19 protein-coding genes are annotated in these 20,742 nt (G+C 61.1%); 6 read left to right on the forward strand and 13 right to left on the reverse strand.

Translation table 11 applies throughout. The annotated features are described in order from the left end of the window. Window positions 1–175: 175 nt before the first annotated feature. The 7 genes from QLQ16_RS00095 to QLQ16_RS00125 form a co-directional block, all read right to left on the reverse strand. On the reverse strand, window positions 176–1,474 hold the full coding sequence (locus QLQ16_RS00095) for a citrate synthase (RefSeq protein WP_283222660.1): 1,299 nt from the start codon (window positions 1,472–1,474) through the stop codon (window positions 176–178). Between the two features lie 40 nt (window positions 1,475–1,514). Beyond that, complete coding sequence (locus QLQ16_RS00100) at window positions 1,515–1,823, reverse strand: FAD assembly factor SdhE (protein WP_283222661.1); 309 nt, start codon at window positions 1,821–1,823, stop codon at window positions 1,515–1,517. Next, window positions 1,823–2,527, reverse strand: coding sequence for a succinate dehydrogenase iron-sulfur subunit (locus QLQ16_RS00105; protein WP_108371714.1), 705 nt, complete (start codon window positions 2,525–2,527; stop codon window positions 1,823–1,825). Before QLQ16_RS00105 ends, QLQ16_RS00100 begins: the two co-directional genes overlap by 1 nt. A gap of 31 nt (window positions 2,528–2,558) precedes the next feature. Continuing rightward, window positions 2,559–4,364, reverse strand: coding sequence for a succinate dehydrogenase flavoprotein subunit (sdhA, locus tag QLQ16_RS00110; RefSeq protein WP_283222662.1), 1,806 nt, complete (start codon window positions 4,362–4,364; stop codon window positions 2,559–2,561). Window positions 4,365–4,406: 42 nt separating this feature from the next. Next, the gene (sdhD, locus tag QLQ16_RS00115) at window positions 4,407–4,772 is read right to left on the reverse strand and encodes a succinate dehydrogenase, hydrophobic membrane anchor protein (protein WP_283222663.1); all 366 of its coding nucleotides are present in this window, start codon (window positions 4,770–4,772) and stop codon (window positions 4,407–4,409) included. Between the two features lie 32 nt (window positions 4,773–4,804). Continuing rightward, window positions 4,805–5,236, reverse strand: a complete 432-nt coding sequence (gene sdhC, locus QLQ16_RS00120; RefSeq protein WP_283222664.1) for a succinate dehydrogenase, cytochrome b556 subunit — start codon at window positions 5,234–5,236, stop codon at window positions 4,805–4,807. 129 nt (window positions 5,237–5,365) lie between these two features. Beyond that, a complete protein-coding gene (locus QLQ16_RS00125; RefSeq protein ID WP_283222665.1) occupies window positions 5,366–6,145 on the reverse strand; it encodes a GntR family transcriptional regulator in 780 nt (259 codons plus the stop codon). 240 nt (window positions 6,146–6,385) lie between these two features. Between QLQ16_RS00125 and QLQ16_RS00130 the strand changes: the two genes are divergently transcribed. The 5 genes from QLQ16_RS00130 (at window position 6,386) to QLQ16_RS00150 (ending at window position 12,790) form a co-directional block, all read left to right on the forward strand. After that, window positions 6,386–7,369, forward strand: a complete 984-nt coding sequence (locus tag QLQ16_RS00130; protein WP_283222666.1) for a malate dehydrogenase — start codon at window positions 6,386–6,388, stop codon at window positions 7,367–7,369. 110 nt (window positions 7,370–7,479) lie between these two features. Further along, window positions 7,480–8,406 (forward strand): HpcH/HpaI aldolase/citrate lyase family protein, encoded by a 927-nt coding sequence (locus QLQ16_RS00135; RefSeq protein WP_283223107.1) that lies wholly within the window; start codon window positions 7,480–7,482, stop codon window positions 8,404–8,406. Next, complete coding sequence (locus QLQ16_RS00140) at window positions 8,403–9,044, forward strand: hypothetical protein (RefSeq protein WP_283222667.1); 642 nt, start codon at window positions 8,403–8,405, stop codon at window positions 9,042–9,044. Before QLQ16_RS00135 ends, QLQ16_RS00140 begins: the two co-directional genes overlap by 4 nt. A 32-nt stretch (window positions 9,045–9,076) precedes the next feature. Further along, window positions 9,077–11,668 (forward strand): bifunctional aconitate hydratase 2/2-methylisocitrate dehydratase, encoded by a 2,592-nt coding sequence (gene acnB, locus QLQ16_RS00145; RefSeq protein ID WP_283222668.1) that lies wholly within the window; start codon window positions 9,077–9,079, stop codon window positions 11,666–11,668. Window positions 11,669–11,794: 126 nt separating this feature from the next. Next, a complete protein-coding gene (locus tag QLQ16_RS00150) occupies window positions 11,795–12,790 on the forward strand; it encodes an aldo/keto reductase (protein WP_283222669.1) in 996 nt (331 codons plus the stop codon). 5 nt (window positions 12,791–12,795) lie between these two features. Here the strand turns inward: QLQ16_RS00150 and trhP are convergent, their stop codons facing one another. Then, the gene (gene trhP / locus QLQ16_RS00155; RefSeq protein WP_283222670.1) at window positions 12,796–14,163 is read right to left on the reverse strand and encodes a prephenate-dependent tRNA uridine(34) hydroxylase TrhP; all 1,368 of its coding nucleotides are present in this window, start codon (window positions 14,161–14,163) and stop codon (window positions 12,796–12,798) included. Window positions 14,164–14,217: 54 nt separating this feature from the next. Between trhP and QLQ16_RS00160 the strand changes: the two genes are divergently transcribed. Next, window positions 14,218–15,405, forward strand: a complete 1,188-nt coding sequence (locus QLQ16_RS00160) for an FAD-dependent monooxygenase (RefSeq protein WP_283222671.1) — start codon at window positions 14,218–14,220, stop codon at window positions 15,403–15,405. Between the two features lie 30 nt (window positions 15,406–15,435). Here the strand turns inward: QLQ16_RS00160 and QLQ16_RS00165 are convergent, their stop codons facing one another. The 5 genes from QLQ16_RS00165 to QLQ16_RS00185 all read right to left on the reverse strand — a co-directional run bounded on the left by QLQ16_RS00165 (window position 15,436) and on the right by QLQ16_RS00185 (window position 20,692). Beyond that, a complete protein-coding gene (locus tag QLQ16_RS00165) occupies window positions 15,436–17,700 on the reverse strand; it encodes a xanthine dehydrogenase family protein molybdopterin-binding subunit (protein WP_283222672.1) in 2,265 nt (754 codons plus the stop codon). Further along, a complete protein-coding gene (locus QLQ16_RS00170) occupies window positions 17,697–18,161 on the reverse strand; it encodes a (2Fe-2S)-binding protein (RefSeq protein WP_283222673.1) in 465 nt (154 codons plus the stop codon). Before QLQ16_RS00170 ends, QLQ16_RS00165 begins: the two co-directional genes overlap by 4 nt. Window positions 18,162–18,238: 77 nt before the next feature. After that, complete coding sequence (locus QLQ16_RS00175) at window positions 18,239–18,553, reverse strand: YkgJ family cysteine cluster protein (RefSeq protein WP_283222674.1); 315 nt, start codon at window positions 18,551–18,553, stop codon at window positions 18,239–18,241. A gap of 1 nt (window position 18,554) precedes the next feature. Beyond that, on the reverse strand, window positions 18,555–19,493 hold the full coding sequence (gene argF, locus QLQ16_RS00180; RefSeq protein WP_283222675.1) for an ornithine carbamoyltransferase: 939 nt from the start codon (window positions 19,491–19,493) through the stop codon (window positions 18,555–18,557). Further along, window positions 19,490–20,692: an aspartate aminotransferase family protein gene (locus tag QLQ16_RS00185; RefSeq protein WP_283222676.1), complete on the reverse strand. Its 1,203-nt coding sequence runs from the start codon at window positions 20,690–20,692 to the stop codon at window positions 19,490–19,492. The genes argF and QLQ16_RS00185 overlap by 4 nt, the downstream gene beginning before the upstream one ends. Between the last annotated feature and the right edge of the window lie 50 nt (window positions 20,693–20,742).

Here is a 20,742-nt window from a genome sequence, read left to right on the forward strand (position 1 = left end):
GGCCTCATCAGTCGCTTCGCGCCCGCAAATCGGCCTAACAGTCCCGGGCCACTGCGACTCAAGTCGTCGGGACGTGACGCATCAGTGGGCTGAATTCTGCGGTCGAATGGGGGCTTGGCTGGGCCATGAAAAAAGCCCGCACTTGGCGGGCTTTTGGGGTTCGGCTGAAAACCGATCAACGCTGCACGTCGCGGCGTGGGGAGCCTGTGAACAACTGACGTGGGCGGCCGATTTTGTACTCGGGGTCGCTGATCATTTCGTTCAGTTGGGCAATCCAGCCAACGGTGCGGGCCAGAGCGAACACGCCGGTGAACAGGTTCACGGGAATGCCGATGGCGCGCTGCACGATGCCAGAGTAGAAGTCCACGTTGGGGTAGAGCTTGCGGCTGACGAAGTAGTCGTCTTCCAGGGCGATCTTTTCCAGGGCCTTGGCCAGCTTGAACAGGGGGTCGTTTTCCAGGCCCAGCTCTTTGAGCACTTCGTCGCAAGTTTCTTGCATCAACTTGGCGCGTGGGTCGTAGTTTTTGTAAACGCGGTGACCGAAGCCCATCAGCTTGACGCCGGAGTTCTTGTCCTTGACCTTTTCCATGAACTCGCCGACTTTGGAGATGCCACCCATTTTCTGGATGTCTTCCAGCATGTTCAGGCAAGCTTCGTTGGCGCCGCCGTGGGCAGGGCCCCAGAGGCATGCCACGCCCGCAGCAATGGCTGCGAAGGGGTTGGTGCCGGACGAGCCGCACAGACGCACGGTGGAGGTCGACGCGTTTTGCTCGTGGTCTGCGTGCAATGTGAAGATGCGGTCCATGGCGCGCTCGAGCACGGGGTTGACCACGTACTCTTCGCAAGGTGTGCCGAACATCATGCGCAGGAAGTTGCCCGCGTAGGACAGTTCGTTGCGGGGGTACATGTAAGGCTGACCCACGCCGTATTTGTAAGCCATGGCGACCAAGGTAGGCATCTTGGCGATCAAGCGGATCGCGGCAATGTGGCGGTGCTCAGGGTTGTTGATGTCGGTGCTGTCGTGGTAGAAGGCCGACAGGGCGCCGATCAAGCCAGTCAACACGGCCATGGGGTGAGCGTCACGGCGGAAGCCGCGCAGGAAAAACTGCATCTGCTCGTTGACCATGGTGTGCTGGTTTACCAGCTTGTGGAAGTCTTTGCTTTGCTGGCCCACGGGCAATTCGCCGTTCAAGAGCAGGTAGCAGGTGTCCAGGTAGTCGGCCTTGTTGGCCAGCTGTTCGATAGGGTAACCGCGGTACAGCAACTCGCCTTTGTCGCCATCGATGTAGGTGATGGCCGATTGGCAGGAAGCCGTGGACAAGAAGCCGGGGTCGTAAGTGAACATGCCGGTCTGTGCGTACAGCTTGCGGATGTCGATCACGTCGGGGCCGATGTTGCCTGAGTAGACGGGCATATCGACGCTGGGGCTGCCGTTGGAGAACGACAGGGTGGCTTTGTTATCGGCGAGTTTCATGGCGGGTTTCCTCAAAAATTCAGGTGTGATCCAGTTTGGATCACGCTCTCAACATGTCCAGGACTTCACGCACCTCTTCGGTGCTGATCTCGGGCTGCAGTTCCTTGCGGCGCAACAGCAAGTCCATGAGATCGTTGTCTGACAGGTCCATCAGCACATACATGCCTCGGGCTTGGCCAACGGTCAAGCGAGAATCATGCCGGTCGAAGAAGCGTTCGATGAACAGGTCGTTCTCGAGCAAGCCGCGGCGGCTGCGCCAGCGCAATTTGCTCAAGGACCGCTCGCTCAAGGGGGCGTAGCGGTCAGCGTCGAACAAGGACGCGTCTTCGAGGAGTGCTGTGGAATTCATCAGACGGCGCGACGGACCATCATTTCTTTGATCTTGCCGATGGCCTTGGTGGGGTTCAGACCCTTGGGGCAAACATCGACGCAGTTCATGATGGTGTGGCAGCGGAACAAGCGGTAGGGGTCTTCCAGATTGTCCAGGCGCTCCGAAGTGGCTTGGTCGCGGCTGTCGGCGATGAAGCGGTAGGCTTGCAACAGACCGGCTGGGCCCACGAACTTGTCGGGGTTCCACCAGAAGCTGGGGCAGCTGGTCGAGCAGCTGGCGCACAAGATGCACTCGTACAAACCGTTCAACTCGTCACGCTCTTCAGGCGATTGCAGGCGCTCTGTCTGAGGAGGGGGTGTTTCGTTGATCAGGTAAGGCTTGATCGAGTGGTACTGCTTGAAGAACTGGGTCATGTCCACGATCAGATCGCGCACGACGGGCAGGCCTGGCAGAGGCTTCAAGACGATGTCGCCTTTGAGCGTATTCAGATTGGTCAGGCAAGCCAGACCGTTTTTGCCGTTGATGTTCATGGCGTCGGAGCCGCAAACACCTTCACGGCAAGAGCGGCGGAAGGACAAAGTGGGGTCCACCGCTTTGAGCTTGACCAGTGCGTCCAGCAGCATGCGCTCGGAGCCGTCGAGCTCCACGTCGATGGATTGCATGTACGGCTTGGCGTCGGTGTCCGGGTCGTAGCGGTAGATCTTGAAGGTACGTTTTGCCATTTTTCAGATTCCTTGTGTTCGTGCGGGCCGCTCAGAAAGTGCGTGGCTTGGGAGGCACGGTTTCGGCTGTCAGGGGCTTCATGCGCACGGGCTTGTAGGTCAGGCTGTTGTCGGCGCTGTGCCACAGGGTGTGCTTCATCCACTCGGCGTCGTTGCGGCCCAGTGGGCAAGTGGGGTGGGTCACATCGTGTTCGTAGTCGCGCACCAAGTGAGCGCCACGGCACTCTTGACGGGCGGCGGCGCTCTCGATGGTCGCTTGTGCAGCTTCCATCAAGTTTTCCACTTCCAGCGCTTCGATGCGGGCGGTGTTGAACACTTTGGAGGTGTCCTTCAGACCGATGTTGGCCACGCGTGCGCGCAGTTCAGCGATCTTCTTGACGCCTTCGTCCATGACTTCTTGGCTGCGGAACACGCCAGCGTGGGCTTGCATGATGGCGCGCATGTCGTTGGCCACGTCTTGGGCGTATTCGCCGCTTTGAGCGCTTTCGAGGCGGTTCAGGCGGGCCAGCGTCAAGTCGGTGGCGTTGGCAGGCAGGTCCTGCACAGGGGTGCCGGGCTTGTTGTTGGCGATGATGTGGTCGCCAGCGGCCTTGCCGAAGACCAGCAGGTCCAGCAGCGAGTTGGTGCCCAGGCGGTTGGCGCCGTGCACCGACACGCAAGAGCATTCGCCCACAGCGTAAAGACCATTCACAGGACGGTCTTCACCGTTCACGGTGTGCACCACTTGGCCGTTGATGTTGGTCGGGATGCCGCCCATCTGGTAGTGGATGGTGGGCACAACGGGGATGGGCTCGCGGGTCACGTCCACGTTGGCGAAGTTCACGCCAATTTCGTACACGGAAGGCAGACGTTTGTGGATGGTGTCGGCACCCAGGTGGTCCAGCTTCATGTGGATGTAGTCTTTGTTCGGACCGCAGCCGCGACCTTCCAGGATTTCTTGGCCCATGCAGCGGGACACGAAGTCACGTGGAGCCAAGTCTTTCAGTGTGGGCGCATAGCGCTCCATGAAGCGTTCGCCATTGCTGTTGAGCAAGATTGCGCCTTCGCCACGGCAGCCTTCGGTCAGCAGCACGCCAGCGCCGGCCACGCCGGTGGGGTGGAACTGCCAGAATTCCATGTCTTGCAAGGCGATGCCCGCGCGGGCCGCCATGCCCAAGCCGTCACCGGTGTTGATGAAGGCGTTGGTGGACGATTGGTAAATGCGACCTGCACCGCCAGTGGCCAGCAAAACCGTCTTGGCTTGCAAGGTGTAGACCTCACCGGTCTCCATTTCGAGGGCGGTCACGCCCACGCAGTCGCCGGCTTCGTTGCGGATCAGGTCCAGTGCCATCCATTCCACAAAGAAGGTGGTGCGGGCGGCGACGTTGGCCTGGTACAAGGTGTGCAGCATGGCGTGACCGGTGCGGTCAGCGGCCGCGCAAGCGCGTTGCACCGGCTTTTCGCCGAAGTTGGCGGTGTGGCCGCCAAACGGACGTTGGTAAATGGTGCCGTCGGGATTGCGGTCGAAAGGCATGCCCATGTGCTCCAGGTCGTACACGACCTTGGGGGCTTCACGGCACATGAATTCAATGGCGTCCTGGTCGCCGAGCCAGTCGGAGCCCTTGACGGTGTCGTAGAAGTGGTATTCCCAGCTGTCTTCGCTCATGTTGCCCAGCGAAGCGGACACGCCGCCTTGCGCTGCCACGGTGTGCGAGCGGGTGGGGAATACTTTGGACAGGACGGCCACGTTCAGGCCTGCGCGGGCCAGTTGCAGCGAGGCACGCATGCCCGAACCACCGGCGCCGACGATCACGACGTCGAACTTGCGGTTGGAGATTTGATCTTTGGTGTAGCTCATGTTTATCTATCTTTGTGTGAGGTCAACGCAAACGCAGGCGCATTACACGCGCCACAGGGCTTGAACAGCCCAGCCAGCGCAGCCGATCAGCCAAACCAGTGTGAAGACGTGCAAGACCAGGCGAACGGCCACGGGTTTGATGTAGTCCATCCAAATGTCGCGCATGCCCACCCACACGTGGTAGAGCAAAGCAACGATGACCGCTAAGGTCAAGAACTTCATCCATTGACTGGCAAACATGCCAGCCCATTGTTCGTAGCCAATGGGGCCGGAGGTGAAAATCACCTGGGCCAACAAGATCACAGTGAACAGGGCCATCAGGCCGCCTGTCACGCGCTGGGCCAGCCAGTCGCGAAAGCCATAACCAGCACCGGTGACGATGCGTTTGGAGCCGTAATTCACGGACATAGGTCAGTTTCCTTTGGAGTAATGGGGGCTGATCAGTACAGGCCGAACATCTTGGCGCCGAGGACGGCGGTCAAGGCGATGCTCAGGGCCAGAGTGACGATGGCGGAAGACTTGCCGAACTCTTTGGTCACGGCATGGCACACGTCCATGTACAAGTGGCGCAGGCCAGCGATGAAGTGGTGCAGGTAGGCCCAGATCAGGGCCAGGGCCACGAGCTTCATGAACCAGCCAGGCACAAAGCCGACGCCGATGTTGAAGGCGGCCGAGAACTTGGCGAAGGAGATTTCAGAAGTGATGGAGTTGTCAAACATCCAAATGATGAGGGGCATCAACAAAAACATCAGGAAACCGCTGATGCGGTGCAAGATCGAGACGATGCCAGCCACCGGCAAGCGGTAAGTGGGCAGGTCTTTCAGGGCGTTGATGTTGCGGAATTCAGGCCGCTTTCTGGCGAGTTCAGTCATGTTGGCACTTTCTGGGAGGTAACTCGGTTGTAATTTTGAATGACAAGCCGAAGGATTCTATTGCAACGCAGCAAACTGACATGATCATTGCAGGGTCATTGCTTGAAAAAAAGTTCGAACGTGCTTTTTTCAATTCAAAGCGTTGTGATAGTGGTGGCTGTCGGTGCGGTAAAAACCGCGGCGCAGCTCCATCGGGGTGTCGTTGTAGGTGTAGGCCACGCGTTCGACGCTTAAGAGCGGTGTGCTGCCTGGAACCTTGAGCAATTCGCTCTGGCTGGCATCGGGGAGCACCGCCCGAATTTTTTCATCAGCGCGGACCATGCGCACACCAAATTCGGTTTCAAACAAGGCGTACATCGGGCCGTGGTAGTCGGCCAGCCGTTCGGCGGTCAGGCCTTTGAAAGGGCCGCCGGGCAACCACAGGTCTTCCAAAATGGTCGGCACGCCGCCAAACGACAACACGCGGCGCACCTGCAGCACGGCGTCGCCCGTGCGCAAGGCCAAGGCGCGGGCGACCTCTGCGGTGGCGCGCAGCCGCTTGCAGTCGACGATTTCACGCTGGGCTGGGCCCTCGGTGTCCAGGTCACCTTGGTCAGGCACCAGTTTGAGGAAGCGGTACTGCACGTGCTGCTCGGCGTGGGTGGCCACAAAGGTGCCTTTGCCCTGACGGCGCACCAACAGGTTGTCGCTGGCCAGCTCGTCGATGGCTTTGCGCACAGTGCCTTGGCTCACCCGGTAGCGGGCGGCCAGTTCCATCTCGCTGGGGATGGATTCGCCAGGCTTCCATTCGCCCGATTGCAGGCTTTGCAAAATCAAGCCTTTGATTTGTTGATACAGGGGGCTGAACGCGGGCGTGAGCGCCGGCGCATCGGAGGAGGGTGTATCGGCCAAGGGCGAGGTGTTGTTCATGGGGGTGAATCCGGCACGTGGTCAGCATCGTGTCAGACGCGCAATCATATCTTATATAAGACATAAGACAAATTGACGAATCAGGGTTTTCGCGGGTACACTTGAAAGCTGTTTGCTTGCCCAGAGGTTGCGCGTGCGTGAGACCGAAGGGCGGGTCCGGTGTCCCGGACAGACCTGCTGGCAACGACTGCTGGCTCAGGACTGCGACCACTTGTTTTCAACCTTCTGGAGTTATCCACCATGAAAAAGCCCGTCCGCGTTGCCGTTACCGGCGCAGCAGGTCAAATCGGTTATGCATTGTTGTTCCGCATCGCTTCTGGCGAAATGTTGGGCAAAGACCAGCCCGTCATTCTGCAATTGCTGGAAGTGCCTGTCGAAGGCCCTCAAAAAGCGCTCAAGGGCGTGATGATGGAATTGGAAGATTGCGCATTCCCATTGTTGGTGGGCATGGAAGCCCATGGCGACCCCATGACCGCATTCAAGGATGTGGACTACGCTTTGTTGGTCGGTTCGCGTCCCCGTGGCCCCGGCATGGAGCGTGCTGAATTGCTCGCCATCAACGGCGCCATCTTCACGGCTCAAGGCAAGGCCCTGAACGCCGTGGCTTCGCGCGACGTGAAAGTTTTGGTCGTGGGCAACCCCGCCAACACCAACGCCTACATCGCCATGAAGGCCGCGCCTGACCTCAAGCCCGGCAACTTCACCGCCATGCTGCGTTTGGACCACAACCGCGCTGCTTCGCAAATCGCCGCCAAGACCGGCAAAGCCGTGGCCGACATCGAAAAACTGTGCGTATGGGGCAACCACTCGCCCACCATGTACGCCGACTACCGTTTCGCCACCATCAAGGGCGAATCCGTCAAGGCCATGATCAACGACCAGGAATGGAACGCCAACGTGTTCCTGCCCACCGTCGGCAAGCGTGGCGCGGCCATCATCGAAGCCCGTGGCCTGTCCTCGGCTGCTTCGGCTGCCAATGCGGCCATCGACCACATGCGCGACTGGGCCTTGGGTACCAACGGCAAGTGGGTCACCATGGGTATCCCATCGCAAGGCTGGTATGGCATTCCTAAAGATGTCATGTTCGGCTTCCCCGTCACCTGCGAAAACGGCGAATACAAAGTCGTGGAAGGTCTGGAAATCGACGCCTTCAGCCAAGGCTGCATCGACAAGACTCTGAAAGAGTTGACCGATGAGCAAGCGGGCGTTGCCCACTTGATCTGATTCTCGAGACGAGTAACTCAGTGAGCCATCCTCGCGACGTTCTGTTGGGTGCGCAAGCCGGTCGCATTTTGCTGCCGGTTTGTGACCACTACAGCGGTGTCGAAGCGAGGATGCGCAAAAGCCTGCAGCTGCAGGCCGAGATGGCGCAGGAGTTCGGTACCTGCGTCTTCGATGTCACCCTGGACTGCGAAGATGGCGCCCCAGTCGGTGGCGAAGCCGAACACGCTGCACTGGTCACCGAATTGGCGCTGACCACGACCGCAGCGCGACCCGACGCCCGCGTGGCCGTGCGCGTCCACCCCGTAGATCACCCCAGCTTTGAGGCCGACATGGCGCTCATTGCCGGCCAGGCCGGTTCATGCTTGTCGCACATCATGGTGCCCAAGGTGGAGACCGTGGCCGATGTCGAGCGCGCCCAAGCCGCATTGCTGCAAGCGGGCGCGGCCGATCTGCCCTTGCATGTCCTGATCGAGTCGCCCGGTGCCGTGCACCGCGCTTTTGACATCGCTGCCCATCCGCGTGTGCAGTCGATCAGTTTTGGCCTGATGGACTTTGTCTCAGCCCACGCCGGCGCGATTCCTGCCGAGGGCATGGGGATCGAAGGCCAATTCACGCATCCCTTGGTCTTGCGCGCCAAGATGGACATCGCCAGCGCCTGTCATGCTTATGGCAAGGTGCCCTCGCATTGCGTGGTCACCGAATTCAAGAACACCGATGCGATCCGCATGGCGGCTCAAAAAGCCGCCCGTGAGCTGGGCTACACCCGCATGTGGAGCATCCACCCCGATCAGATCCGCCCCATCTTGGAGGCCATGGCCCCCAGCGAAGCGCAGATCGATCAGGCCAGCACCATCATCTTGGCGGCCCATGCGGCCCAATGGGCGCCCATCAGCCATGCCGGTCAATTGCATGACCGCGCCAGTTACCGTTTCTTTTGGCAGTTGCTCGAGCGTGCGCACCAGACCGGTCGCCGCTTGCCAGCGCAAATCCAGTTGTTTTTGGCAGAGGCGGGTGCATCGACCCGGTGGCCGGCATGAAGCGCTGGACACGCTCTTTCGCAATCCACATCTTGGGTGGCGTGATCGCCTGTTTGTCGCTGTCTTTGCAGGCGGCGCAGCCCCAGCCTGCGGTTAAACCGCAACCCAAGAAAGTGGCCAAACCCCAGCCACAGCTGCACAAAGCGGCAAGCCTGAAGGTTCAGGCCGCCAAACCAGCCCCTGCCAAGTCAGCGGCCTGGGTCAAGCCGGCTGCCGTGGCCTTGCCTTTGATGGCCGCGCCTGCTGCGTTGGCGGCCATGCCGTCCTTGGACAACTCTTTGACCGATGAAGCGCTGGCCATTGCCGAGCGCGTTCACAAAGGTCACTTGGCCTGCGAGTTGGGCGCCTTTGTGCGTTTGGAGTCCGACGAATCACGCCCAGGCTTTTTTCACCTCCATGGCAAAGGCTTTCGCTACCACATGCACCCCGTGAGCACTTCGACCGGCGCCATTCGCCTGGAAGACAAGAAGGCCGGTGCCGTGTGGCTGCAACTGGCCAACAAGTCCATGCTGATGGACCAAAAAAGAGGGCGCCGCATGGCCGATGAATGTGCGCACCCTGAGCAAATGGCCTTTGCGCAAGACATGAAACACAACCCACCCCCCAAGCTGTTCGATACGACCGGCATGGGCCGATAACCCTTTGATTTTGTTTGACCGGAGAAAAAACCATGTTGAAAGCCTACCGTGAACACGCAGCCGAACGCGCTGCAATGGGCATCCCAGCCTTGCCGCTGGACGCCAAGCAAGTTGCCGACTTGATCGAGCTGATCAAGAACCCGCCTGCTGGCGAAGATGCGTTCTTGATGGATTTGTTGACCCACCGCGTGCCCCCTGGTGTGGACGATGCTGCCAAGGTCAAAGCTTCTTTCCTGGCCGCTGTGGCGCACGGTGAAGTCCAAGTGGGCTTGATCTCCAAGTCCAAAGCCACCGAGCTCTTGGGCACCATGGTGGGTGGCTACAACGTGCACCCCCTGATCGAGTTGCTGGACGACGCTGAAGTCGCTGGCGTGGCCGCTGAAGCCCTCAAAAAGACTTTGTTGATGTTCGACTTCTTCAACGATGTCGCTGAAAAAGCCAAGGCCGGCAATGCCAAAGCCAAGGACGTCATGCAAAGCTGGGCCAATGCCGAGTGGTTCACCACCCGTCCTGAAGTCGAGAAAAAAATCACCGTCACCGTGTTCAAGGTGCCTGGCGAGACCAACACCGACGACCTGTCGCCAGCGCCCGACGCCTGGAGCCGTCCTGACATCCCATTGCACTACCTGGCGATGTTGAAAAACACCCGCGAAGGCGCAGCGTTCAAGCCCGAAGAAGACGGCAAGCGCGGCCCGATGCAGTTCATCGACGACCTGAAGAAAAAAGGCAATCTGGTGGCTTACGTTGGTGACGTGGTCGGTACAGGTTCCAGCCGCAAGTCGGCCACCAACAGCGTGATCTGGGCCACAGGCCAGGACATCCCCTTTGTGCCCAACAAGCGCTTCGGTGGCGTGACTTTGGGTGGCAAGATCGCCCCGATCTTCTTCAACACGCAAGAAGACTCTGGCTCTTTGCCAATCGAAGTCGATGTGTCCAAGCTCGAAATGGGCGACGTGATCGACATCCTGCCCTACGACGGCAAGATCGTGAAAGACGGCGCGACCGTGGCCGAGTTCAAACTCAAGAGCGACGTGTTGTTTGACGAAGTGCGTGCCGGTGGCCGTATCAACCTGATCATCGGCCGCAGCTTGACCGCCAAGGCCCGCGAATTCCTGGGTCTGCCAGCATCGACCCTGTTCCGTCTGCCCACAGCACCTGCTTCCTCCAAAGCCGGTTTCACGCTGGCCCAGAAGATGGTTGGCCGTGCGGTCGGTTTGCCAGAAGGCCAGGGCGTTCGTCCCGGCACTTACTGCGAACCCAAGATGACCACCGTGGGCTCGCAAGACACCACCGGCCCCATGACCCGTGACGAACTGAAAGACCTGGCCTGCCTGGGCTTCTCGGCCGACATGGTCATGCAGTCCTTCTGCCACACCGCCGCTTACCCCAAGCCCGTGGACGTCAAGACCCACCGCGAACTGCCTGCTTTCATCAGCAACCGTGGTGGCGTGGCCCTGCGTCCTGGCGATGGCGTGATCCACTCTTGGTTGAACCGTTTGTTGTTGCCTGACACCGTCGGTACTGGTGGCGACTCGCACACCCGTTTCCCCATCGGTATCAGCTTCCCTGCTGGCTCCGGTCTGGTGGCTTTTGGTGCGGCCACAGGCGTGATGCCTTTGGACATGCCCGAGTCCATCCTGGTTCGCTTCAAAGGCGAAATGCAGCCTGGCGTGACATTGCGCGACTTGGTACACGCGATTCCTTTGTACGCCATCAAGCAAGGTTTGTTGACGGTGGCCAAGGCCGGCAAGATCAACGAATTCTCTGGCCGCATCTTGGAAATCGAAGGCCTGCCCAACCTCAAGGTCGAGCAAGCGTTTGAGTTGTCTGACGCTTCGGCCGAGCGCTCTGCCGCGGGTTGCACGATCAAGCTCAACAAAGAGCCCGTGCAGGAATACCTGAAGTCGAACGTGGTTCTGATGAAGAACATGATCGCCGACGGCTACGCCGACGCACGCACTTTGGCGCGCCGCATCGAGAAGGTCGAAGCTTGGTTGGCCGCGCCCAATTTGCTCGAAGCCGACAAAGACGCCGAGTACGCCCACATCATCGAGATCGATTTGGCCGACATCAAAGAGCCGATCGTGTGCTGCCCCAACGATCCCGATGACGCCAAGTTCCTGTCGGAAGTGGCGGGCACCAAGATCGACGAAGCCTTCATCGGTTCTTGCATGACCAACATCGGTCACTTCCGCGCCGCAGCCAAGCTGCTGGGCGGCCAGCGCGACATCCCCGTCAAGCTGTGGGTGGCACCTCCAACGAAGATGGACGAGAGCGAGTTGATCAAAGAAGGTCACTACGCTGCATTCGGCACGGCCGGTGCCCGCACCGAAATGCCCGGCTGCTCGCTGTGCATGGGCAACCAAGCCCAAGTGCGCGAAGGCGCGACGGTGGTGTCCACTTCGACCCGTAACTTCCCCAACCGTCTGGGCAAGAACACCAACGTGTTCCTCGCCTCGGCCGAGTTGGCCGCCATCACCTCCAAGATGGGCCAATTCCCCACCGTGGCCGAGTACCACCAAGCCATGGGCGTGGTGAACAAGGACGGCGAAGCCATCTACAAGTACCTCAACTTCAACCAGATTGATGAGTACGTGGAAACCGCCAAAGGCGTGACCGCCTGATCAACCCCGTGTTGAATCAAGCCCTGCCGGTGCAAGCCGGCAGGGCTTTTTTCTTGTCCGCGCAGGTGACAAGCCAGTCAGGGCTTTGGGTTTAGGCTTGTGCCATCACCACATGGAAGGCCGGTCATGCAATACGCCAATCTGGGCAAGAGCCCACTCAAAGTCTCCCGCCTGTGTTTGGGCACCATGATGTTTGCCGATCAAACGCCTTTGGACGAGGCGCGCAGCATCGTGGACCACGCCCTGGACATGGGCTGCAACTTCATCGACACCGCCGACGTCTACAGCCTGGGCCAATCCGAGGCGATGCTGGGGCAGTTGTTGCCAAGCCAGCGGCACCGCTGGGTGCTGGCCAGCAAAGTGGGCAATGCCATGTCGTCCTTGCCCAACGAAGGGCAGTACTCACGCAGCTGGGTGATGCGGGCCTGTGAGGGAAGCCTGCAGCGTTTGGGCACCGATCACCTGGACATTTATTACCTGCACCGTGACTTCAACGGCATGCACCTGGAAGAGCCTTTGCGGGCCATCGAGGCCTTGCTGCGTGCAGGCAAGATCCGTTATTGGGGTGTTTCCAATTTCAGGGGCTGGCGCATCGCCGAGATGGTCCACATGGCCAAGCAGATGAACATGCCCGGGCCTGTGGTGTGCCAGCCTTATTACAACCTGCTCAACCGCATGCCCGAGGTGGAAATTCTGGAAGCCTGCGGGCATCATGGTTTGGGCGTGGTGCCCTACAGTCCCATCGCCCGGGGCGTGTTGACGGGTAAATACGCCCCCGGCCAAGCGCCCCAAGAGGGCAGCCGCGCCGCTCGGGCGGACAAGCGCATTCTGGAGACCGAATTCCGGGAAGAGTCCTTGCAGATTGCACAAACCCTGCGCCAGCACTGCGAGGGCAAAGGCGTCTCGCTGGCCCATTTCGCCACCGCTTGGGTGCTGGCCAATCGCCATGTGAGCGCCGTCATCGCCGGCCCGCGCACGCTGGCGCAGTGGCAAGACTATGCCGGTGCGCTGGACGTGGTGATCACGCCGGAAGACGAGGCGCTCGTCAACCGTCTGGTGGCGCCAGGCCATCCCTCGACACCGGGCTACAACGACCCGTCTTATCCTTTGAATGGGCGTTGATCGCCTTAAAACATCCGTGCAATCAAAGCCCCATTGGCCGGGCCATCCATCGGGATCCACACTTTGTGCGGGCTGCCCGGTGCGACTTCGATGGTTTCGCCTTTTTCATTCTTCATCTGGGCCAGGGGCACTTTGCGGTTGCCGCTGGGGTGAATGATCTCGATCGTGTCGCCCACCGAAAATTTGTTCTTGGTCTCGACCAGCGCCCAGCCGTCTTGAGCGCTGCGCACCTCGCCCACGAACTGGCTGCGGTGGCCGACCGAGTGGCCGGTTTCGTAGTTTTGGTAGTCCTGCGCGGGGCGGCGCTCCAAAAAGCCCGAGGTGTAGCCGCGTGAAGCCAGGCCGTCGAGTTCGCTGATGAGTTCGGGGTTGAAGGGGCGACCGGCCACCGCGTCGTCGATGGCGCGGCGGTAGACCTGCGCGGTGCGGCTGACGTAATACAGGCTCTTGGTGCGGCCTTCGATCTTGAGCGAATCCACACCGATCTTGACCAGGCGCTCGATCAGCTCGACCGCACGCAGGTCCTTGCTGTTCATGATGTAGGTGCCGTGCTCGTCTTCCATGATGGGCATGAGCGCACCGGGCCTGCCGGCTTCTTCGATCATGTAGACCTTGTCTGCGGCCGGGTGGCGCTGGCCGTCGCCGCAGGCCGAGAAGTTTTTCTCGGCGGCTTCTTGCTCTTGCTCGAAGCTGAAATCGCCGTCCATCTTGATGGGTTTGACTTCGCCGGAATCGGTCTCGTCGGTGGCCTCTTGTGTGCCGTAGGTCCAGCGGCAGGCATTGGTGCAGGTGCCTTGGTTGGGGTCTCGGCGGTTGAAGTAGCCCGAGAGCAGACAACGGCCCGAGTAGGCAATGCACAGGGCGCCGTGCACGAACACTTCGAGCTCCATGTCGGGGCATTCCTGGCGGATTTTTTCAACCTCGTCGAGACTCAACTCGCGTGACAAGATGATGCGGGCTACGCCCATTTTTTGCCAGAACTTCACGGCCGCCCAATTGACGGTGTTGGCTTGTACCGAGAGGTGAATCGGCATCTCGGGCCACTTTTCGCGCACCATCATGATCAGGCCGGGGTCGGCCATGATCAGCGCATCGGGCTTCATGGCGATCACCGGCTCGATGTCGCGCAAATAGGTGCGCACCTTGTCGTTGTGCGGCAGCAAGTTGCTGGTGACAAAAAACTTTTTGCCACGGGCATGCGCCTCGGCAATGCCGATACCGATCTGTTCGAGCTTGAATTCGTTGTTGCGTGCCCGCAGGCTGTAGCGCGGCTGGCCTGCATAGATGGCATCGGCGCCAAAGTCGTAGGCGGCGCGCATTTTGTCGAGGGACCCGGCAGGCAATAAAAGTTCAGGAGATTTGATCGTTGTCATAGCCTTGGATTGTCCAATTTTTCAAGCCCGATCCGGTCGGGGCACAATTGACGCATGACAAGAAATGAGCCCAAACAGGTGGTGATCGCAGGCGGTGGCATCGGCGGCTTGGCTGCGGCTTTGGCCTGTGCCCGCCAGGGCCTGCCTGTGCAGTTGCTCGAGCGCGCAGCGCAGCTGAGCGAGGTGGGCGCAGGCATCCAGATCGGCCCGAATGTGACGCGCATTTTGCAGGCCTGGGGGTTAACAGAGGCTTTGAGCCGTGTGGCGGCATTCCCCGAGCGTTTGCAAGCCCGCGATGCCCAGACCGGGCGGGTGCTGGGCAGCTTGCGCCTTGGTGAGCGTGCCCAGACCCTGTACGGTGCGCCTTATGCCACCATCCACCGCGCCGATCTGCATGGCTTGCTGCTGCACGCCGCTCAGGCGGCGGGTGCTGGCGTGGCCTTGGGGCAGTCGGTCCATGGTTGGACCGAGTCAGGTGAGGGCCTGGTTGTGCAAAGCGCCAGCGGTCAGGCTTGGCAGGCCGATGCCCTGATCGGTGCCGACGGCGTTTGGAGCGCGCTGCGCCAACAATTGCTGGGCGATGCGCCGGCCCGTTTCACGGGGCACTTGGCTTTCAGGGCCTTGGTGCCGCAGGCCGATCTGCCATCGGCCTTGCGCACACAAGAGGTGACGGTTTGGATGGGGCCGCGCTTGCACGTGGTGCATTACCCGGTGCGGGCTGGGCAAGCGCTCAACATCATCGTCATCGTGCATGGTGACAAACCCACCGATCCCAAGGATTGGGACCACGCCGGACACGCCGACACCTTGATGCAGGCCATGGGCCCTGTGGGCGCCGATTTGCGACAGCGTTTGGAGGCCATCCCCGCGTGGCGTTTGTGGGCCTTGCACGACCGTGCGCCCGTGAGCGCGGCCAGCCAGATGGCGCAAGGCCGTGTGGCCTTGCTGGGCGACGCCGCGCACCCGATGCGGCCCTATCTGGCGCAAGGCGCAGGCATGGCCATCGAAGACGCGCAGGTCCTGGCGCAATGCCTAGCGCAGGGCGCAGGCAGCGTGTCGCAGCGTTTGCATTCCTATGCCGATCAGCGTTGGACCCGTAACGCCCGCGTGCAGGCCCGGGCGATCCGCAATGGGCAAATTTTCCACGCTACCGGCCCCGTGGCTTGGGGACGCAACCTGTCGATGCGGCTCATGGGTGAACGCTTGATGGATGTGCCTTGGCTCTACAGCGGCAAGGTATAGGTCGGCACTCACAGAGTCCGACATGGGCTTTTAAACCACCAGCGGCAAAGCCCTTAGCCGTTTGCCCGTCAACGCAAACAAGGCATTGCTCACGGCAGGTGCAAGCGGCGGCACGGCCGGTTCGCCCACGCCTGCGGGCGCACGCTCGCTGGGCACGATGTGGGTTTCCACTTGCGGGGCCTGGCTGAGCGTGACCATGGGGTAGCTGGAGAAGTTGCTTTGCTTGACCACGCCGCCCACGATGTCGATTTGGCCGTACAGGGCGGCACTCAGGCCATAGAGCACGCTGCTTTCCACTTGCTGGGCCACGGTGTCGGGGTTGACCACGGTGCCGCAGTCGATGGCGCAGACCACGCGGTGCACGCGAATCTGGCCTTTGTCCAGAGACACCTCGGCCACTTGGGCGGTGATCGAGCCAAAGGACTCGTGCAGCGCGATGCCCCGCGCACGACCTGCAGGCAGCGGCTGGCCCCAGCCGGCTTTGTCAGCGGCCAGTTTCAACACCGCAGCGTAGCGCGGCGCGTCTTTGAGCCAGTTCAGGCGGAAGGCCAGCGGGTCCTGTTGGGTGGCCGCGGCCATTTCGTCGATGAAGCTTTCCGAGAAGAAGGCATTGTGCGAATGGCCCACTGAGCGCCAGAAGCCCACGGGCACGCCGGACTTCGTGAACACATGGCTCATGTGCTGGCTGGCAAAGCCGTAGGGCAGGTCGAACAGGCCTTCGGAGGCGGTCTTGTCGGGCATGTCGATGGGGCCCGACAGCATGGGCACGGCACGGGCCATCCAGCGCGGGGTGATGGCGTCACCGGCGGACTTGATGCGCAAGCTGGTGACTTCGCCTTTGTCCAGCGAGGCCTGGAACTTGGCCAGGTGCATGGGGCGGTAAAAGTCGTGCGTCATGTCTTCTTCGCGCGACCAGCTCAGCTGCACCGGGCTGCCTTCGCAGGCTTTGGCCACTTGCACGGCCTGGCCCACAAAGTCGACTTCGAGCCTGCGGCCAAAACCGCCGCCCAAAAGCGTCACGTGCACCGTCACTTGGTCGGTTTTGACACCGGCCACTTTGGCCGCCATGTCACGCGCCATTTGCGGCACCTGGGTGGGGGCCCAGAGTTCCACGCGCCCGTCTTTGAAGAGCGCCGTGCAGTTCATCGGCTCCATCGTGGCGTGGGCCAGATAGGGGGCTTGGTAGAGCGCGTCCATGCGGGTGGTGGCCGCTTTTTCGGCCTGAACGGGCACACCTTGCTCGTGGAAGGTGAAGCCGCTTTCGGTGTTCAGTGCCTTGAGCAAATTGGCTTGGATGGTGGCGGTCTCGAGCGCGCCAGAACTGGGCGCTTGCCACTGCACTTGCACCGCTTCTGCGCCCTGGCGTGCATGCCAGGTGCTTTGGCCCACCACCGCCAGACCGGCGGTGCCGCCGCCCCAAGCGTCAAGCGGTACCACTTTGGACACGCCCTTGAGGGCCAATGCCGCTTTCGTGTCCGTGGATGCGGCGCTGCCGCCCAAGATCGGGCTCATCTTCACAGCGGCAAACAGCATGCCGGGCAAGCGCACATCCAGCCCAAACTGGGCTTGACCTGTGACTTTGGCCGGGATGTCGGTGCGGGCGGTGGCTTGGCCGATCAGCTTCCAGTCCTTGCGGGCTTTGGGTGTGATGTTTGGGGGCGTGCTGCCTGCAGCACCTGAGGCCATCTCGCCAAAGTGAGCGGTTTTGCCCGAAGCGTGTTTCAGCACGCCTTGGCTGATGCCGATCTCGCTGGCGGGCACTTTCCAAGCGCCAGCGGCCGCTTGCAGCAAGCTGGCGCGGGCTGTGGCTGCGGCCATGCGCAGCGGGTCCCACAGGTCGGCGATGGTGGACGAGCCGCCGGTGGCGTTCAGACCCAATTCGCGGGCCAGCTTGCCCACGACCCATTCGGCCATTTTGATTTGGGTGGGCTTGTGCTCGCCTTCGCTGTCCAGCGGGTGGAAGGGCAGGCTGGCCACCAGCATGGCCACGTTGCCGTAAATGCTGTCGGCACCGGCTTGCTCCAAGCGCACTTTGGCCAGAGGCACATCCAGTTCTTCGGCCACCAGCATGGCCAAAGCCGTGTGGATGCCCTGGCCCATTTCGCTGCGCGGCATGGCCAAGACCACAGCGCCGTCTTTGGCGATTTTGATCCAGCCGTTCAGGGCCACATCGCCTTCGGTTTTGAGCATCAGCTCGGGCGAGCCCATGCGCGAGCGGGCGGGCATCACGCCCCAGCCTACCACCAAGGCACCGGTGGCGCCCAAGGCGCTCAAGATCCAGGTACGGCGTTTCATGCGGCACCGCCTTTCTTCATGGCAGCTGCACGGTGGATGGCGGCGCGCACGCGCTGGTACGTGCCGCAGCGGCACAGATTGCTCATGGCCGCATCGATGTCGGCATCGGTCGGCTGGGGTTTTTTGTCCAGCAAGGCGGCAGCGGCCATCAGCATGCCGCTTTGGCAGTAGCCGCATTGCGGCACTTGCTCGGCGATCCACGCCGCTTGCAAGGGGTGGGGTTGATCGGCGGTGCCCAAAGACTCGATGGTTTTGATTTTTTGATTCGCCACGGCAGACACCGGCATCACGCACGAGCGCACAGGCTGGCCGTCCACATGCACCGTGCAGGCACCGCAAGCGGCCACGCCGCAGCCGAATTTGGTGCCTGTCAGGTTCAGTTCATCGCGCAGCACCCACAGCAAAGGCATGCTGGGGTCGGCGTTGGTGCTTCGGCTTTGGCCGTTGATGTGCAGTTCCACGGGGTCTCCTCAAAAAGATTTCAGGCGATGGTAGTGCAAAAGGTCACAACGGCTTTGTCACCCCCGTGTGCGCAGGATCACACCGTGGTGTTCAGCGGCGGCAGGCCTTGGCGCTGTCGTGCCCGCTGGCAGGCATCGCTGCCTTCTTCAAACTCCCGGCAAGGGGAGGGGCGCCACTCGTAAATGCCGCAGGTGGCCTTCTCGCCAATGCGCCCGTAAAGCGCGGCGCAGCGCGGCGGGCTATGGTCGGTGCCGCGCATGCGGCAGGTGTGCTCGGTGATGGGCGAGGCCAAGCCCGCAGGCACCGAGCCGCCACCTTCTTCGTACTCGTACACAGAAAAGTCCACGCGGAAACTCGCGCAGCAAGCGCCGCAGCTGGTGCAGGCGGACATGTCAGGCGTTCACACGGCCCAGCAGCAAGAACTCCATCAGCGCTTTTTGCACATGCATGCGGTTCTCGGCTTCGTCCCACACGACCGATTGCGGACCGTCGATGACTTCGGCGCTGACTTCTTCGCCGCGATGGGCGGGAAGGCAGTGCATGAACAGGGCATCGGGCTTGGCCACTTGCATCATGGCCTCGTCCACGCACCAGTTGGCGAAGGCTTTCTTGCGTGCTTCGTTTTCGGCTTCGTAACCCATGCTGGTCCACACGTCGGTGGTGACCAGGTCGGCACCACGGCAAGCTTCCAGCGGGTCGTTGAAGACCTTGAAGTTGCCCGTTCCCTTGAGGGCGGCCACGCTTTCATTGACTTCGTAGCCGCTGGGCGTGCTCAGGTGCACGGTGAAGCCCAGCAGCTCGGCCGCTTGCAGCCAGGTGTTGGCCATGTTGTTGCCATCGCCCACCCAGGCGACCACTTTGCCCTGGATGGAGCCACGGTGCTCGATGAAGGTGAAGATGTCGGCCAGGATCTGGCAGGGGTGGAACTCATTGGTCAGGCCGTTGATGACGGGCACGCGCGAGTGCGCGGCAAAACGGTCGATCTTGTCTTGCCCATACGTGCGGATCATCACAAGGTCGGTCATGCGGCTGATGACGCGGGCGCTGTCTTCGATGGGCTCGGAGCGGCCCAACTGGCTGTCGCCGGTGGTCAGATGCACCACCGAGCCGCCCAGTTGGTACATGCCCGCTTCAAAGCTCACACGCGTGCGTGTGCTGGCTTTTTCAAAAATCATCGCCAGCGTTCGGTCGGCCAGCGGGTGGTACTTTTCGTAGGCTTTGAACTTGCGCTTGATTTCGGCCGCGCGTGCAAACAGGTGCGCGTATTCGTCTGCGCTCAGGTCGGTGAACTGCAGGTAATGCCGGATGGCGTTGGGCTGGGGCGTGCTCATGCTTGTTCTGCTAAAAACGCTTGGATCAGCGGCAAGAGGATGGCCAGCACCTCGTCCGCTTCGGCGGTGGTCATGATCAGCGGAGGCAAGAGGCGCACCACGGTGTCGGCGGTCACGTTGATGATCAGACCCGCGTCGGCCGCTTGCTTGAGCAAAACACCGCAGGGGCGATCGAATTCGATACCGATCATCAGGCCTTGGCCACGGATCTCCTTGACGCCCTTTCGGCCGCCCAAGGCAGCGCTCAGTTTCTCGTGGAAGTGGGCGCCAAGGCGTGCCGCGTTGTCCAGCAGGCCATCTTTTTCCATGATGCGGATGGTTTCCACGCCCGCACGCATGGCCAGCGGGTTGCCGCCAAAGGTGGTGCCATGGTTGCCGGGCTGGAAGATGTTGGCGGCCTTGGGGCCAGCTACCACAGCGCCAATCGGCACGCCCGAGCCCAGACCTTTGGCCAAGGGCATGACGTCGGGCACGATGCCGGCCCACTGGTGTGCAAACCACTTGCCCGTGCGTCCAATGCCGCACTGCACTTCGTCGATCATCAAGAGCCAGTCTTGCTGGTCGCACAGGGCGCGCACTTCGCGCAGGTAATCGGCACGCATCGGGTTGATGCCGCCTTCGCCTTGGATCGTTTCAAAAAACACGGCCACGACATCGGGGTCGTTGAGGGTGGCTTTCTTCAAAGCCTCGATGTCGTTGAGGGGCACCCGCACAAAACCTTCGAGCATGGGGCCAAAGCCCTGCTGCAGTTTCACATTGGCCGTGGCGCTGAGTGTGGCGATGCTGCGGCCGTGGAAGGCTTTTTCGTACACGACGATTTTGGGGTTGGTGATGCCCTTGTCGTGGCCGAACTTGCGCGCCAGCTTGATGGCCGCTTCGTTGGCTTCCAGACCCGAGTTGCAAAAGAACACGTTCGTCATGCCCGACAGCTCCACCAACTTGGCCGCAAGCACTTCGGCATTGGGCACGTGGAAGTAGTTGCAGGTGTGGATGATCTTGCCGATCTGGTCTTGCAGCGCTGGCGCGAATTCGGGGTGGTTGTGCCCCAGCGTGTTCACGGCGATGCCGGCCAAAGCATCCAGGTACTCCTTGCCATTGACGTCCCAGACTCGGCAACCCTGGCCATGGCTGAGTGCGATCGGCAGTCGGCCATAGGTGTTCATGAGGTGCGGTGAGGCGGCTTCAATGAAAGCGGGCATGCGTGAACTCCAAAAATAAAAATCGGCCCAACGAAGAGGGCCGCTGAAAC

Origin of the sequence: Limnohabitans lacus (assembly GCF_030053395.1) — a bacterium.
In the GTDB taxonomy this organism is placed as follows: domain Bacteria; phylum Pseudomonadota; class Gammaproteobacteria; order Burkholderiales; family Burkholderiaceae_C; genus Limnohabitans_A; species Limnohabitans_A lacus.